This is a genomic window from Streptomyces marincola (assembly GCF_020410765.1).
GTDB lineage: Bacteria > Actinomycetota > Actinomycetes > Streptomycetales > Streptomycetaceae > Streptomyces > Streptomyces marincola.
The window spans coordinates 2369499-2382740 of the sequence record NZ_CP084541.1; the positions used below are offsets into that span (position 1 = coordinate 2369499).

The following is a 13242-nucleotide window of genomic DNA, read 5'->3' on the forward strand; positions in this document are numbered from 1 at the left end:
ATCATGGCGACGCGCCCCTCCCTGCCGTTCCTCCGCCCGGCCAAGGACCCAGAAGTCGAGCGGGAACGCGACCGCAGGTCGGTCGCGGAGTTCCTGCGCCTTGAGGTCACCGGCGGCGCGTTCCTGCTGATCGCCGCCGCCCTGGCGCTGCTGCTCGCGAACTCGCCGATCAGTGACGACTACTTCTCGCTGCGTGACCACCACCTCGACATTCCCGCGCTCGGCCTGGAGCTTTCGGTGGGCCACTGGGCCTCGGACGGGCTGCTCGCGATCTTCTTCTTCATCGCCGGCATCGAGCTGAAACGCGAGCTGACCGTCGGCGAGCTGCGCCGCCCGGCCGCCGCCGCGCTGCCCGTGGTGGCCGCGATCGGCGGCATGGCGGTGCCCGCGCTGATCTACGCGACGGTGGTCGGCATCGGCGGCGGCAGCATGGACGGCTGGGCGGTGCCGATGGCCACCGACATCGCGTTCGCGCTCGGCGTGCTCGCGGTCGTCGGCCGCCGGCTGCCGGGCGCGCTGCGCACGTTCCTGCTGACCCTGGCGATCGTCGACGACCTGATCGCCATCATCATCATCGCGATCTTCTTCACCTCCGACCTCAACCTGTGGGCGCTGCTCGGCGCCTTCGCGGGCCTGGCCCTCTTCGCCCTGCTGCACCGGCGCGGCGTGCGCGGCTGGTACGTGTACGTGCCGCTCGCCCTGGTCATCTGGGGCCTGATGTACAACAGCGGCGTGCACGCCACCATCGCGGGCGTCGCGATCGGCATGCTGCTGCGCAGCACGACGGGGACGCTGGAGAAGGAGTCCCCGGCCGAGAAGGTCGAGGACATCGTGCACCCGTTCTCGGCGGCGGTCGCGGTGCCGCTGTTCGCGGTGTTCGCGGCCGGCGTGCCGGTCTCGGGCGACACGTTCGGCGCGCTGGTGCGCGAGCCGGAGGCGCTGGGCGTGACGCTCGGCCTGGTCGCGGGCAAGGTGATCGGCATCTTCGGCGCGACCTGGCTGGCCGCCCGGTTCACCAGGGCGCGGCTGAACCCGTCGCTGACCTGGCCGGACGTGCTCGGCGGCGCGATGCTGGCCGGGATCGGCTTCACCGTGTCGCTGCTGATCACCGAGCTGGCGTTCGCGGAGGCGCCCGCGATGGAGGAGCACGTGAAGGTGGCCGTGCTGCTCGGTTCGCTGATCTCGGCCGTGGCCGCCTCGGTGCTGCTGACGCTGCGCGGCCGGGCGCATCAGCGGGCCCAGGGGGCGGACTCGCCCGCCTCCGGGGGTGCGGCGACCAGCTCGCCGTCCGCGTCGTAGAGCAGGACCCGCTCCGGCCGCGGCACCACCCACCCGGTGCCGCCGGCCGGCAGCGGCGCGTCCTCGTCGACGACGGCCCGCACCGGGCCCGCGTCCCCGTCGAGCGTCACGAGCCGCGTGCTGCCCAGGTGCTCCACGACCGTGACCCGGCCGGGCAGCGCGCCGGGCGCGGGCGTGCCGCGCAGGCCGACGTACTCGGGCCGCACCGCGAACGTGACCCGTTCCCCCGCGGCGAGGCCGTGCGGCCCCGCGGGCAGCGGCACCCCGCCGACGAGGACGCGGCCGTCCTCCGCGACGACGCCGTCGAGGAGGTTCATCGGGGTCGAGCCGATGAACGAGGCGACGAACGTGTTGGCCGGCCGCCTGAACACCTCGACCGGCGTGCCGGTCTGCCGCACCCGGCCCGCGTCCAGCACGGCGATCCGGTCCGCGAGCGCCAGCGCCTCCGCCTGGTCGTGCGTGACGAACACGCACGTGACGCGCAGCTCGCGCTGGAGCCGTTTGAGGAACGTGCGCGCTTCGAGGCGCAGCCGCGCGTCGAGGTTGGACAGCGGCTCGTCCAGCAGGAACGCGCGGGGGCGCACCGCCATCGCCCGGGCCAGCGCGACCCGTTGCTGCTGCCCGCCGGACAACTCTCCGGGGCGGCGGTCGAGCAGCGCGCCGAGCCCCAGCGCCCCGGCCGTCTCCGCCGCCTTGGCCCGCCGCTGCGCGCCGCCCACCTTCTTGATCCGCAGCGGGTAGGCGATGTTGTCCGACACGGTCATGTGCGGGAAGAGCGCGTAGTCCTGGAACACCATCGCGACGTCCCTGCGGCCCGGCGGCAGCGCCGTCACGTCCTCGCCGCCGATGCGCACCGCGCCGCCGTCCGCCGCCTCAAGTCCCGCGAGCGTGCGCAGCAGCGTCGTCTTGCCGCACCCGGAGGGGCCGAGCAGCGCGAAGAACTCCCCGTCGGCGATGGACAGTTCCACCGAGTCGAGCGCGGTGACGCCGCCCGGATAGGTCTTGCGCAGGCCGGCCAGTTCGATGGCTGCCATCAGTGCTTGATCCCTCCGTGGAACCGGAACCCGTACCGCGAGGAGACGAACAGGAACATCGCCACCACCGGCAGGGAGTACAGCAGGGAGAACGTGGAGATCAGCGCGAGGTCGGGCTGCCCGCCCTCGGTGTAGAACGTGTACATCACCACCGCCGCGGGCGACTTCTCCGGCGAGCGCAGCAGCAGGAACGGGATCAGGAAGTTCCCCCACACCTGCGCCACCGACCACACGGCGATGGTGGCCAGTCCCGGCCGGATCAGCGGCACGACGATGTGCGCCACGATCTGGAGCGGCGAGGCGCCGAAGACCCGCGCGGACTCCTCGTACGAGCGGGGGGTGGTGTCGGTGAAGTCCTTGAGGATGAAGATCGCGCTCGGCAGCAGGCCGCCGGACAGCACCAGGACGACGCCGAGCCGCGAGTCGATGAGGTCGAGTTCGTAGGCCAGGTTGAACAGCGGCACCATCGCGGCCGTGCCGGTCACGATCGACGACAGCAGCAGCAGCGCGTACAGCAGCGCGTCCCGCCCCGGCAGGCGCACGCGGCTGAGCGCGTACGCCGCGCTCGCCGCGAACGCCACGACGATCCCGCCGGTACCGGCCGCGAGCAGCAGCGAGTTGCGCAGCGAGCGCACCGCGTTCTCGTTGTCGAGCAGTTCGCGGAAGTTGTCGAGCGTGAACCGCGGCAGCGACGCGGCCACCGACGGGGCGCGGTCGAACGGCGCGAACGCCAGCCACAGCAGCGGCAGCGCGAAGAAGCCGAGGACGGCGGCGAGCGCGGTGTACCTCAGGACGGCCCCGGCCGCGCGGCCCGGCGTCACGGCGCGCCCGCCCGTTCCGCCGCCACGGGCCCGGCCCCGGCCCCGGTCCCGTTCCCGCTGCTCGCGCCGGGGTCGCGGCGGCGCAGCAGCCGCACGTAGACCAGCGCGATCACCAGGTTGACCAGCAGCATCAGCACCGAGAGAGCGGCCCCGTAGCCGAGTTCGCCGTTGAACAGCGCCGTCTTGTAGATGAACACCGGCATGGTCTCCGTCTCGTCCGCCGGGCCGCCGCCGGTGAGGAGGAACGGGGTGAAGTCGTTGAACGTCCACAGGCTGATCAGCAGCAGGTTCGTCAGGACGTGCCCGCGGATGGCCGGCAGCACCACGTCCCGCAGCTGCTGCCACCGCGAGGCCCCGGCCAGCCGCGCCGTCTCCAGCTGGGTCGGCGGCACGGTGCTGAGCGCGGCGGCGTAGAGCATCATCGAGAACGCGGTGCCCCGCCAGATGTTGAACACGATGATCGCCGCCATCGGGTGCTCCACCAGCCAGGCCGTGCCCGGCGTGCCGAGGAGCGCGTTGAGGGTCCCGTCGTTCCGGTCGAGGAGCGCGATCCACAGGAACGCGACGACGGACCCGGGCAGGATCCACGCCAGCAGCACCAGCGCCTCGACCAGCCGCCGCAGCGCGCCGCGCCGCTCGCGCAGCAGCCACGCGATGGCGAAGCCGAGCACGGCCTGGCCGAGGACGGCCGAGCCGAGCACGAACTGGAGCGTCAGGCCGAGGGAATGGGTGAAGCTGTCCTCGCCGAGCGCGTGGCGCACGTTGTCGAGGCCGGTGAACTCGGGCTCGGCGGCGGCGAATCCGGTGAGCCGGTAGTCCGTCGCGCCCAGCCAGACCGTCCACAGCGCGGGGAACACCAGGAAGCCGGCGATGAGCAGCAGCGCGGGCGCGACGAACGCCGCCGCCCGCCGCCGGCCGAGCCCCGCGGCGTCAGCCGCCGCCACCGGTGACATCCTCAAGCCCGTCCGCGTAGTCCCCGGCCGCCTCGGCAGCGTCGCGTTCGCCGGTGGCGACCGCGCCCGTGGCCTCCTGGAGCAGCACCGACACCCGCGGGTACTCCGCGAGCGGCGGCCGGTAGGTGGTGAGCGGCAGCACCTCATCCGCGACGAACGACAGCATCGGGTCGCCGGCCAGCACCCGTTCGTTGACGTCGGTGCGCGCCGTGATCCGCGCGTCCCCCTCGACCGCCGCCGTGAGCGCCTCGGCCGAGTTCATGAACAGCAGCAGCTCGCGGGCGAGTTCGGGATGGCCGCCGGCCGCGTTGACGGCGCGCACGCTGCCGCCCGACATGCTGACGAAGTCCTGGCCGCCGACCCCCGCGCCCGGTTCCGCGGCGGGGATCAGCGCCCAGCCGACGGCCTCGTCGCGGTTGTCCATGGGGGCGGTGCCGCCCTCGGGGTTGACGACGGCGCGCCAGAAGTAGTCGCCCTCCACGAGGATGCCCAACTCGCCCTCGGCGAACTGCTCGAAGGAGCGGTCGCGGCCCTGCGCCTCCTGCTGGAGCACCGGGTCGCCCAGCCCGCCGCCGTACACCCGTTCGTACAGGTCGAGCACGCGCAGCAGCCCGTCGCTCGCGCCGGTCCACGCGCGGCCGTCGTGGATCTCCTCGCCCGCCCCGGCGAGCAGCGGCAGCACGCCCTGCATCGTGGTGGCCTCGCCCATCGCGGTGCCGGCGTTCAGCTGGAGGGGCGTGACCCCGTCGAGCTCCGCCAGCCGCCCGGCCGCCGCCAGCACCTCGTCCCAGCTACGGGGCTGCCAGTCGGCGGGCAGGCCCGCCCGCGCGAACAGCTCCTTGTGGTAGAAGAGCACCCGCCCGTCGGTGCCCCACGGCACCCCGTACACCTCGCCCTCCCAGGTGGCCAGGCCCGCGACGGCCTCGGGTATGTGCCGCCAGCCCTCCCAGTCCCCCTCGGGCAGCGGCTCGATGTACCCGGCCTGCGCGAACTCCCCCACCCAGATGCCGTCGAGCGTGAGGATGTCGGGTCCTGAGCCCGCCTGGAGGTCGAGCGCGAGCCGCGTCTTGTACTGCTCGTCGTCGACGCCGCTCGGCTCGAACGAGACGTCGACCTCCACCCCGGCCTCGGCCTGCGCGGCCTCGAACCGGGGAATGACCCAGTCCTCGATCCACTCGGCCTCCTCGGTGTTCTTGCCACCGGCCACCGCGTTCGCGGAGATCGTCAACTCGGCCGCGCCGCCCGTCCCGCCGGAGTCCGATCCGCCGCACGCCGCGAGCGCGAGCCCCGCGCCCGCGACCACGGCCGCCGCGGCGGCCCGCCTGGTCCGCTTTCGCATCCCGCCATCTCCTCGTTGAGACGATGCAGGGTAGGTACCCGAGGACGGGCCGCGCGTAAAGCCCTCCCGTCACAACCGGCCACGCCCGGGGCACGGACCGCAGCGGAAGCGGCGGGGCGAGGCGCGTTTGACCGCCCGGCGATGACGGTCTGTACTGGTCGTATGACAGATGCGGAACGGGCGGAGGCGGAGGCCGGGGCGGCGGAGGAAATCCGCTCCTACTACGAGGGCCGGCCGGCGCCGCTGCCCGACGGCGTCCGCCCGCCGGACGACGCGGAGCTGCGGGCGGCGGACGAAATGGACTGGTGAACGCCGGTCCCCCACGGCCGCACGGCGCTCGCCCGGTCGACGCCGTGCTCACGCCCCGGCAGGCCGCCGACATGCTGAACGTGTCGCGCCCGTACCTGATCGGCCTTCTCGACGCCGGCGAGATTCCTTACCGGCTCGTGGGAGGCCACCGCCGGATCAGGCTCGCCGACCTGCGCCAGTACCTGCGGGCCGACGATGCGAGGCGCGAAGAGGCCGCGGACGAACTGGCCCGGCTGGACGAGGAGCTGGGGCTGCTCCGGCATGGCCCTGGTCATCCCCCCGCTGACGGCGGCACCTCAGAAGTCGTGGCGCCGCGCCTGAGGTGACCGATGAGTCGTGGCCGCCGGCCGGGTCCAACGGGTGAGGGGCCGCGCCCGGCCCCGTTCCCCCACCGCCACGAAAGGACCCTCGATGCAGCACGTCACGACCGTTTCCGTCGCCCTGCCGATCGCGGACCGGCAGGTCTCGCACCGTTTCTACCGTGACGGCCTGGGCCTGACGCCCATCGGCGAGCCGGCCGAGGACGGCGTTCCCGAGCCGCTGTCGTTCGCGCTGAACGACGGTCTGCGGATCACGCTGATCCCGACCGGCGGGTTCGACTGGATCACCGGGGACCACCGCGTGGCCGAGCCCGGGCACAGCGAGTGCGTTCTCACGGTGAGCGCCGGCTCCGCGACCGGCGTGGACGAACTGATCGGCCGCGCCCGCCGGGCGGGCGCGGCCGTGGTCACCGAGCCTGGCGAGCAGCCCTGGGGCTACTCCGGGGCGTTCGCGGACCCGGACGGACACCTGTGGATGGTCACCGCCGGGCCGGCGTGAGGCGCCGGGCGCCCGCCGCGCCGGCGCGGCGGGCCCGGCACGGTCACACCACCAGCCACAGGCCGCCGGCGACCAGGAACGCGGAGACACCGAGGGTGGTCTCCATCACGGTCCAGGTCTTGAGCGTGGTCTTCTCGTCCATCCCGAAGAAGCGGCTGACCAGCCAGAAGCCCGAGTCGTTGACGTGCGAGAGCACCGTGGCGCCCGCCGCGACGGCGATGACGAGCAGCGCGATCTGGAAGTCCCCGAGGCCGGCGGCGGCGACCGGGCCCGCGATCAGGCCGGCCGCGGTGGTGAGCGCCACCGTCGCGGAGCCCTGGGCGACGCGCAGCAGGGCGGAGATGACGAACGCCTGCACGATCAGCGACATGCCGAGGTCGGACAGCGAGTCGCTGAGCGCGCCCCCGATGCCGCTGAGTTCCAGCACGCCGCCGAACATCCCGCCGGCGCCGGTGATCAGGATGATGGAGCAGATCGGGCCGAGGGCTTCGTCCAGGGTGGCCGTGACGTCGGACATCGACGAGGCGCGGGGCCGCGCGAGCAGGGCGATGGCCACCAGGACGGTGATCAGCAGCGCCACGGGCGTGGTGCCGAGCAGGCTGAGGAACTGCACCCAGCCCGCCTCCTCGTCGAGGGTGCCGGCGGTGACGAGCGTGTCGGTGACCGTGTCGAGGGAGATCAGCACCAGGGGCAGCAGCAGGAGCAGGAGCACCAGGCCGAACGACGGGGCCGGCCGCCCGGGGGCCGCCTCCGCGCCGTCCTCGCCGCGCTCGCCGGAGGTCCGGCCGTTGCTGTCCCTGGCCTCGCCGAACAGCACCTCGGGGATCGGGATGTGGATCCTGGAGCCCATCCACCGCGACACGAGCATCACGCCGACATACCAGGCGACCACGGCGACCGGGATGCCGACCAGCATGGTGACGCCGATGCTGCCGCCGAGCACGTCGGCCGCGGCGACCGGCCCGGGGTGCGGCGGGGTCATGGCGTGCATGGCCGCGAACGCGCCCGCCGCGGGCAGCGCGTAGAGCAGCAGCGAGCCGCCGAAGCGGCGCGCCACGGTGAGGATGATGGGCAGGAAGACGACCAGGCCGGCGTCGAAGAAGATCGGGAAGCCGAACAGCAGGGCCGCGACGCCCAGGGCGAACGGCGCGCGCCGTTCACCGAATCTGTTGACCAGGGTGTCGGCCAGTACCTGGGCGCCGCCGCTCACTTCGAGCAGCCGGCCCAGCATGACGCCGAACGCGACCAGGAGGGCGACGGATCCGAGGGTGTCGGAGAACCCGAACATCAACGCGTCGGGGATCTCGGCGACCGGGAAGCCGACGGCGAGCGCCGTGACAACGCTGACCAGCACGAGCGACACGAAGGCGTGCAGCTTGAACTTCATGATCAGCAACAGCAGGAGGGCGACGGCGCCCGCCGCGATCAGCAGCAGGACCGCCGTGCCGTAGGCCGGCTCAATGGCTTCCATGAGAAGTCTCCGTTGATTCCTCGGTGTTCTCGTACGCGGACAGGGCGGCGGCGGCCTCGGCCGCCACGGTCTCGGGCGCCGCCGTGACGTCGATCGTGACGCCGCGCTCGTCCGCCTGGAGCGGCTGGAGGTCGGCGTACTGCGAGTCGAGCAGCGCTTCCGGCATGAAGTGGTCCCGGCGGTGGCTGAGCCGTTCCGCGATCAGGGAGCGGTCGGCCGCCAGGTGGACGAAGAAGAGGCCGGGCGCGGCGGCGCGGAGCCGGTCGCGGTAGGCCCGTTTGAGCGCGGAGCAGCTGACGACGCCGCCGCGCCCCGCGCGGCCGGCGGCCCAGGCCCCGATGGCGTCGAGCCAGGGCATGCGGTCGGCGTCGTTCAGGGGGACGCCGGAACTCATCTTGGCGATGTTGGCCTCCGGGTGGAAGGCGTCGGCCTCCGCGTACGGAACGCCGACCTCCTCGGCCAGCAGCGCGCCGACCGTGGACTTGCCGATCCCGGACACCCCCATGACAACCACCACATGCCTGGCGGACATCTGCACCTCACCGTGCTCTTCGACTGGTGCCGACCAGGCTCACCCTTGAGTAGTACATATTCAAGAGTGTTTCACCAAAATGTAATACTTATTACAGGGCGTGGGGCGACACGTAGGGTGTCAGTGACGATGGACCACCACACCACGGGCCTGCCATGGGAGATCCATGACCAGTGAGGGGCGGGGGCTGCACGCGAAGCTGCTGGCGTGCCTGGGACCCGAGATCACATCCGGTGAGTACCCACCGGGGACGGTTCTGCGCACCGACGCGCTCGAACGGCGCTTCGACGTGTCCCGCACGGTGGTCCGCGAGGCGGTCCGCGTCCTGGAGTCCATGCACCTGGTGGCGTCCCGCCGCCGCGTCGGCGTGACCGTGCGGCCCGCCGACGAGTGGAACGTCTTCGACCCGCAGGTCATCCGCTGGCGGCTGGCCGGCCCCGACCGGCCCCGCCAGCTGCGGTCCCTCACCATGCTGCGGTCCGCCGTCGAACCGGTCGCGGCCGGCCTCGCGGCCCGGCTGGCGACGCCGGAACAGTGCGCCGAGCTGACCGAGCAGGCGCTCGGCATGGTCGCCACCTCACGCGGCCAGCAACTCGACGGCTACCTCGTGCACGACGTGGCGTTCCACCGCGTGGTGCTGTGCGCGTCGGGCAACGAGATGTTCGCCAAGCTCGGCGACGTGGTCGCCGAGGTGCTCGCCGGGCGCACCGAGCACCACGTCATGTTCACCGACCCCGATCCGGCCGCGGTGACCCTGCACGTCCAGGTCGCCGAGGCGATACGCGCCCGCGACGCGGAGCGCGCCGAGCGGCTGACCCGCGAGATCACCACGGGCGCGCTCGCGGAACTGGACGTCCTCGCCCCCTGACCCCGCCCGCCGGTGCCGCCGCTGTTCCCGCCGGGGCGGCTACCAGGTGAGGCGCTGCCCGCCGGGACCGGCGTGCAGCCGGAGGCGTTCGGCGGGCGGGCTCCCGGCACCGCGCCAGCGCGTGACCTGCTCGGTGATCGCGTCCCAGAGCCGGGCGGGACCTCCCTGCCTGACCCGCCACCGCCCGCCGTCCTCGAACGCCGCCGCCCAGGCCCCGGCCGACACGTCGATCACCACGTGCTCGGTCCGCCCGTTGCGCGGCAGCGTGAACCGCTGGGCCCGCGGCGCCGCGAACTGCGCCACGAAGCGCGCCGTCCAGTCCTCAAGCACGCCGCCCCCGACGTCCGTGGGCTCGGCCCCCGCCGCGTCGAGATCCGGCAGCAGGCCCAGCGGCGGCGGCTGGTGCGCTCGCGCGAGCATGAACGAAACGCGCCCGCCCAGCACCGGGCCGCTCGCCGTTCCGTCCTCAGCGACGACCAGCCGCACGAGTTCCGAGGCGTTCATCCACCCGCAGACCGTGACCAGGATCTCGCCTCCTGGGCGGGTCTGCGCGATCCACTCGGGCGGAACGGCGCGCACTCCGCACGTGGCGATGACGCGATCGTACGGACCGCCGTCCGCGTGGCCGGCCAGCCCGTCACCGACCACCAGGCCGGGCCAGTGGCCCAGCCCGCCGAGGGCCGCGCCCGCACGGGACGAGAGGTCGGCGTCGACCTCGACGGACGTCACGTTCTCCTCCCCCACGACGTGGGAGAGGAGCGCGGTCGAATAGCCCGTGCCGGTGCCGATCTCCAGAACCCGCGTTCCCGAGGAGGCGTTCAACTCCTCCAGCATCCGCACCACGAGCCCCGGCGCGGTCGACGACGACGAGGGCCGATGGGCGATGCGCCCCTCGACCTGGCGCGGGAGGACGGCCCCGGCCACCTGCGTGACGAGCGTGTCGTCCTCATACACCCGCGCGAGCCGTTCGGGCCCGTCGGTGAGCAGCGCGGGGCGGTACCAGCCCGCGTCCTCGTGCTCGAACCACCCGTCGGCCAGGAAGGCTTCGCGCGGCACCGCCATAACGGCGTCCCGCCACTGAGGAGTTCGCAGCACGCCCTGCTCGGAGAGACGCCGGACGAGCCCCGCGCGCAGCCGCTCCGACGAGTCCTTGTCAGCCACCCGCGTCCTTCCGGTTCTCCAGCAGATCGGCGATGGCCGCCGTAGCGTGGATCCCGGCCACTTCACCATGATTCCGAACTCGCCCGGCCCTTTCGCGGTCACGGGCATACCCCGTGACCGGCTCCTCTCCCATCGCCGCACCCCTGGGGCCGCCGCCTACCGGCCGTGCCGGTCGGGGCGGTGGTGCACGTACTCCACCACGGTGCCGTCGGGATGCCTGGCGTTGAAAGCGGCGCCGGTCGGCACCTTCTGGAGCGGCCACACGATCTCCGCGCCCGCCGCGACCAGCCGGTCGTGGTACGGCCGCACGTCGTCCACCAGCAGCGTGCCCGTCGTGGAGCGGAACGGCCGCAGGTCCTCGTCGGAGCCCTCGATCAGCAGGAAGGCGCCGACCGTGGCCAGCCGCAGGCGGCCGAACACGAACCGGGCGTCGGCGGTCACACACTGGAGCCGTTCGTAGAACACGACGGCCTCGTCGTAGGCCCCCGGTTCGATGAACACCCGGATCAGGACTCGGGGTTCGGCGCGGTCCGAGGAGTCGTTGCGCAACCGCCACAGGGCGGGCGGGGCGTCGGCGGCGGGGCGCCGCCCGGTCGTGTCGTCGTCCGTCATGGCCATCAGCCTCGCGCCGCACACGGCGTGGCGGCAGGTCACCGCCTGTCCTGTGAGTGGCACTCACAGGCTGCCCTCCCTCGCCCGCGGGCGCCCTACGATCGAGACCATGGACGTGACGCTGCGCCGCGAACTGGGTGCCCACCTGCGGGCGTCCCGTGAAACCCTCGCCCCCGACGAGGTCGGGCTGCGGAGCGGCGGCAGGCGGCGCGCGCCGGGCCTGCGCCGCGAGGAAGTGGCCACGCTCGCCGGGGTCAGTGTCGCCTGGTACACATGGCTGGAACAGGGCCGCGTCGCCACCTCGCGGCAGGTCATCGACGCCGTCTGCCGGGCTCCGCGTATGGACCCGGCCGCGCACCGGCACGCGCTCGCGCTGGCCGGCTACCTCCCGGACGCGCCACTCGCCGGGCGGAGACGCCCTGAAGCGGGCCCGGAGATCCGGGCGTTGCTCGACGCCTGGCGGGGCATCCCGGCCGCCGCGCTCGACGAACGCCTCGACATCCTCGCGGTGAACGCCGCCCACCGCCGCCTGTGGGGCGGCCCCGGGCCGATCCCCGGGGGACGGGACAACCTGCTGCTGCTCCTGGCCTCGGGCTTGCCGGAACGCGCCGCGCCCGAGGTGGCCGAGTCGCTGCTGCGCGGCCTTTACCAGCAGTACCGCGCCGCCGTCGGTCACGCACCCGAAGACGCACGGGCCACCGAGATCGTCCGGCAGCTGCACGCCGAACTACCCGACGCGGCCCACTGGTGGAACTGCCGCGCGGTGGCGGACTTCCGGCCGGTGACCGCCGAAGTCCGCGACGGAAGGGGCACGCGGCAGCTCACGTTCTCCCTGCTGCGGCCGGTGGCCGACCCCGGCCTGCTCCTACTCCGCCAGACCCCGGCCGACCACTGAACCCGCCCGGGACGCCGCTCAGTTGGTGAGGCTGCTGCGCCTGACAGCGGCGACGAACGACGCCCAACCGCCCGATCCAAAGACGAGCACCCCACCGGTCGGCGCCTTCGAATCACGCACCGGCACCGCACCCGACCCCGCGAAACTGCGGGACACCTCGACGCACTGCCCCCCGTCGCCACCGCTGTAGGACGACACGAACCACTCGGCAGCAGCCAGATCGAGCCTACGACCACCGTTCATGACCGGTACTCCTTCACCAAGGACTCAACGAAGGCCGCCGAGTCGTCAGGAGACGACGCGTGTGCCCTCAACCGATCATAGGTATCGGCCGCCGCCCCCACCATGGCGGCCACGTCCCAGACTCGTCCGCCGCGCGGGCCGTCCGCGTAGAGCACCGTCGGCCCGTCCGCCATGCCGAGCAGGGTGAACGGCCGCATCTGCCCGTCCGGAGCGCCTGCCGCGAACGGCAGCACCTGAAGGTCCACATGCGGCAGAGCGGCCATGCGCAGCAGATCTTCGAGCTGGGCGGCCATGACGTCCCGGCCGCCCACCTCGGTGCGCAGTGCCGCCTCGTGCACGATGAGCCACAGGTTCGGCGGTTCCGCGCGAGCCAGCACTTCGCGGCGGCGCATGCGCGCGGCGACCTTGCCCTCGATGATGTCCTCGGGAACCCGGGGGTTGGCCGCGCGGAAGACGGCCCTGGCGTAGTCCTCGATCTGGAGCAGTCCCATGATCAGGCCCGTCGAGAAGTCCAGTATCCGCACGGCCTTCCGCTCGAACTGCACGTACGGCACGAACCACAGCGGATGATCGCTCGCCTCCAGGCGTCGCCTGAGCCGCTGGAACATGCCGTGTGTACCGAACACCAGGTCGCACCCCCGGGCGAAACGCTCGCTCGGCACGAGCTGCCCCTTCTCGACCCTGCTGACGTACGCCTCGGAGTAACCGGCACCCTGAGCCAGGTGCTTCTGGGTGAGCTTCCGGCCCAGCCGCACCTCCTTGACCTCGAAACCGAAGCCGTGCAGCGGGCTCAAGCTCTCCGCCGGGCTGTCCTCCTCCATCGCGCTGACCTCCCACATCGCCGCACGCTCCCGCCAACTTGTCGCATGGCGCCTTTACTTCGCGT

General features: G+C 72.9%; 16 protein-coding genes. 6 read left to right on the forward strand and 10 right to left on the reverse strand.

Translation table 11 applies throughout. The annotated features are described in order from the left end of the window. Positions 1 to 3 precede the first annotated feature (3 nt). Entirely contained in the window at positions 4 to 1299 is a 1296-nt protein-coding gene (gene nhaA, locus LC193_RS09860) for a Na+/H+ antiporter NhaA (protein ID WP_404819382.1), read from the forward strand. Here the strand turns inward: nhaA and LC193_RS09865 are convergent. Genes LC193_RS09865 through LC193_RS09880 form a run of 4 tightly spaced genes read right to left on the reverse strand, consistent with a single transcriptional unit; the run spans position 1230 to position 5446 of the window. After that, a complete protein-coding gene (locus tag LC193_RS09865) occupies positions 1230 to 2333 on the reverse strand; it encodes an ABC transporter ATP-binding protein (RefSeq protein WP_226073391.1) in 1104 nt (367 codons plus the stop codon). The genes nhaA and LC193_RS09865 overlap by 70 nt on opposite strands. Next, positions 2333 to 3154 carry a carbohydrate ABC transporter permease gene (locus LC193_RS09870; RefSeq protein ID WP_226073394.1) on the reverse strand — a complete coding sequence of 274 codons (822 nt, stop codon included), beginning with the start codon at positions 3152 to 3154 and terminating at the stop codon, positions 2333 to 2335. Before LC193_RS09870 ends, LC193_RS09865 begins: the two co-directional genes overlap by 1 nt. Further along, complete coding sequence (locus LC193_RS09875) at positions 3151 to 4098, reverse strand: carbohydrate ABC transporter permease (RefSeq protein ID WP_226073396.1); 948 nt, start codon at positions 4096 to 4098, stop codon at positions 3151 to 3153. The genes LC193_RS09870 and LC193_RS09875 overlap by 4 nt, the downstream gene beginning before the upstream one ends. Further along, positions 4085 to 5446, reverse strand: coding sequence for an extracellular solute-binding protein (locus LC193_RS09880; RefSeq protein WP_226073398.1), 1362 nt, complete (start codon positions 5444 to 5446; stop codon positions 4085 to 4087). The genes LC193_RS09875 and LC193_RS09880 overlap by 14 nt, the downstream gene beginning before the upstream one ends. Positions 5447 to 5608: 162 nt before the next feature. On the opposite strand from LC193_RS09880, the gene LC193_RS09885 reads away from it, so the two are divergent. The 3 genes from LC193_RS09885 to LC193_RS09895 all read left to right on the forward strand — a co-directional run bounded on the left by LC193_RS09885 (position 5609) and on the right by LC193_RS09895 (position 6574). Further along, positions 5609 to 5755, forward strand: coding sequence for a hypothetical protein (locus LC193_RS09885; RefSeq protein ID WP_226073400.1), 147 nt, complete (start codon positions 5609 to 5611; stop codon positions 5753 to 5755). After that, positions 5752 to 6081, forward strand: coding sequence for a helix-turn-helix domain-containing protein (locus LC193_RS09890; RefSeq protein WP_226073402.1), 330 nt, complete (start codon positions 5752 to 5754; stop codon positions 6079 to 6081). Before LC193_RS09885 ends, LC193_RS09890 begins: the two co-directional genes overlap by 4 nt. A gap of 85 nt (positions 6082 to 6166) precedes the next feature. Further along, positions 6167 to 6574, forward strand: coding sequence for a VOC family protein (locus LC193_RS09895; RefSeq protein ID WP_226073404.1), 408 nt, complete (start codon positions 6167 to 6169; stop codon positions 6572 to 6574). A gap of 43 nt (positions 6575 to 6617) precedes the next feature. On the opposite strand, the gene LC193_RS09900 is transcribed toward LC193_RS09895, so the two are convergent. Together LC193_RS09900 and LC193_RS09905 are read right to left on the reverse strand one after the other, a co-directional pair. Then, on the reverse strand, positions 6618 to 8045 hold the full coding sequence (locus LC193_RS09900; RefSeq protein ID WP_226073406.1) for a GntP family permease: 1428 nt from the start codon (positions 8043 to 8045) through the stop codon (positions 6618 to 6620). Beyond that, the gene (locus LC193_RS09905; protein WP_226073408.1) at positions 8032 to 8577 is read right to left on the reverse strand and encodes a gluconokinase; all 546 of its coding nucleotides are present in this window, start codon (positions 8575 to 8577) and stop codon (positions 8032 to 8034) included. The genes LC193_RS09900 and LC193_RS09905 overlap by 14 nt, the downstream gene beginning before the upstream one ends. A 166-nt stretch (positions 8578 to 8743) precedes the next feature. On the opposite strand from LC193_RS09905, the gene LC193_RS09910 reads away from it, so the two are divergent. Continuing rightward, complete coding sequence (locus LC193_RS09910) at positions 8744 to 9445, forward strand: FadR/GntR family transcriptional regulator (RefSeq protein WP_226073410.1); 702 nt, start codon at positions 8744 to 8746, stop codon at positions 9443 to 9445. A 39-nt stretch (positions 9446 to 9484) separates the two neighbouring features. Here LC193_RS09910 and tgmC read toward each other — a convergent pair whose 3' ends face one another. Together tgmC and LC193_RS09920 are read right to left on the reverse strand one after the other, a co-directional pair. Further along, entirely contained in the window at positions 9485 to 10606 is a 1122-nt protein-coding gene (tgmC, locus tag LC193_RS09915) for an ATP-grasp peptide maturase system methyltransferase (RefSeq protein WP_226073412.1), read from the reverse strand. A 156-nt stretch (positions 10607 to 10762) separates the two neighbouring features. After that, entirely contained in the window at positions 10763 to 11218 is a 456-nt protein-coding gene (locus tag LC193_RS09920) for a VOC family protein (RefSeq protein WP_226073414.1), read from the reverse strand. 109 nt (positions 11219 to 11327) lie between these two features. On the opposite strand from LC193_RS09920, the gene LC193_RS09925 reads away from it, so the two are divergent. After that, positions 11328 to 12113 carry a helix-turn-helix domain-containing protein gene (locus LC193_RS09925; protein WP_226073415.1) on the forward strand — a complete coding sequence of 262 codons (786 nt, stop codon included), beginning with the start codon at positions 11328 to 11330 and terminating at the stop codon, positions 12111 to 12113. Positions 12114 to 12131: 18 nt separating this feature from the next. Here LC193_RS09925 and LC193_RS09930 read toward each other — a convergent pair whose 3' ends face one another. Together LC193_RS09930 and LC193_RS09935 are read right to left on the reverse strand one after the other, a co-directional pair. Next, positions 12132 to 12356: a DUF397 domain-containing protein gene (locus tag LC193_RS09930; RefSeq protein ID WP_226073416.1), complete on the reverse strand. Its 225-nt coding sequence runs from the start codon at positions 12354 to 12356 to the stop codon at positions 12132 to 12134. Then, positions 12353 to 13195: a helix-turn-helix domain-containing protein gene (locus tag LC193_RS09935; RefSeq protein WP_226073417.1), complete on the reverse strand. Its 843-nt coding sequence runs from the start codon at positions 13193 to 13195 to the stop codon at positions 12353 to 12355. The genes LC193_RS09930 and LC193_RS09935 overlap by 4 nt, the downstream gene beginning before the upstream one ends. Positions 13196 to 13242: the final 47 nt, after the last annotated feature.

Excerpts from the sequence above, each read along its gene's own strand:
- nhaA (WP_404819382.1), top strand. The coding sequence starts at position 4 with ATGGCGACGCGCCCCTCCCTGCCGTTCCTCCGCCCGGCCAAGGACCCA.
- LC193_RS09865 (WP_226073391.1), bottom strand. The coding sequence starts at position 2,333 with ATGGCAGCCATCGAACTGGCCGGCCTGCGCAAGACCTATCCGGGCGGC.
- LC193_RS09880 (WP_226073398.1), bottom strand. The coding sequence starts at position 5,446 with ATGCGAAAGCGGACCAGGCGGGCCGCCGCGGCGGCCGTGGTCGCGGGC.
- LC193_RS09885 (WP_226073400.1), top strand. The coding sequence starts at position 5,609 with ATGACAGATGCGGAACGGGCGGAGGCGGAGGCCGGGGCGGCGGAGGAA.
- LC193_RS09895 (WP_226073404.1), top strand. The coding sequence starts at position 6,167 with ATGCAGCACGTCACGACCGTTTCCGTCGCCCTGCCGATCGCGGACCGG.
- LC193_RS09900 (WP_226073406.1), bottom strand. The coding sequence starts at position 8,045 with ATGGAAGCCATTGAGCCGGCCTACGGCACGGCGGTCCTGCTGCTGATC.
- LC193_RS09905 (WP_226073408.1), bottom strand. The coding sequence starts at position 8,577 with ATGTCCGCCAGGCATGTGGTGGTTGTCATGGGGGTGTCCGGGATCGGC.
- LC193_RS09910 (WP_226073410.1), top strand. The coding sequence starts at position 8,744 with ATGACCAGTGAGGGGCGGGGGCTGCACGCGAAGCTGCTGGCGTGCCTG.
- LC193_RS09920 (WP_226073414.1), bottom strand. The coding sequence starts at position 11,218 with ATGACGGACGACGACACGACCGGGCGGCGCCCCGCCGCCGACGCCCCG.
- LC193_RS09925 (WP_226073415.1), top strand. The coding sequence starts at position 11,328 with ATGGACGTGACGCTGCGCCGCGAACTGGGTGCCCACCTGCGGGCGTCC.
- LC193_RS09930 (WP_226073416.1), bottom strand. The coding sequence starts at position 12,356 with ATGAACGGTGGTCGTAGGCTCGATCTGGCTGCTGCCGAGTGGTTCGTG.
- LC193_RS09935 (WP_226073417.1), bottom strand. The coding sequence starts at position 13,195 with ATGTGGGAGGTCAGCGCGATGGAGGAGGACAGCCCGGCGGAGAGCTTG.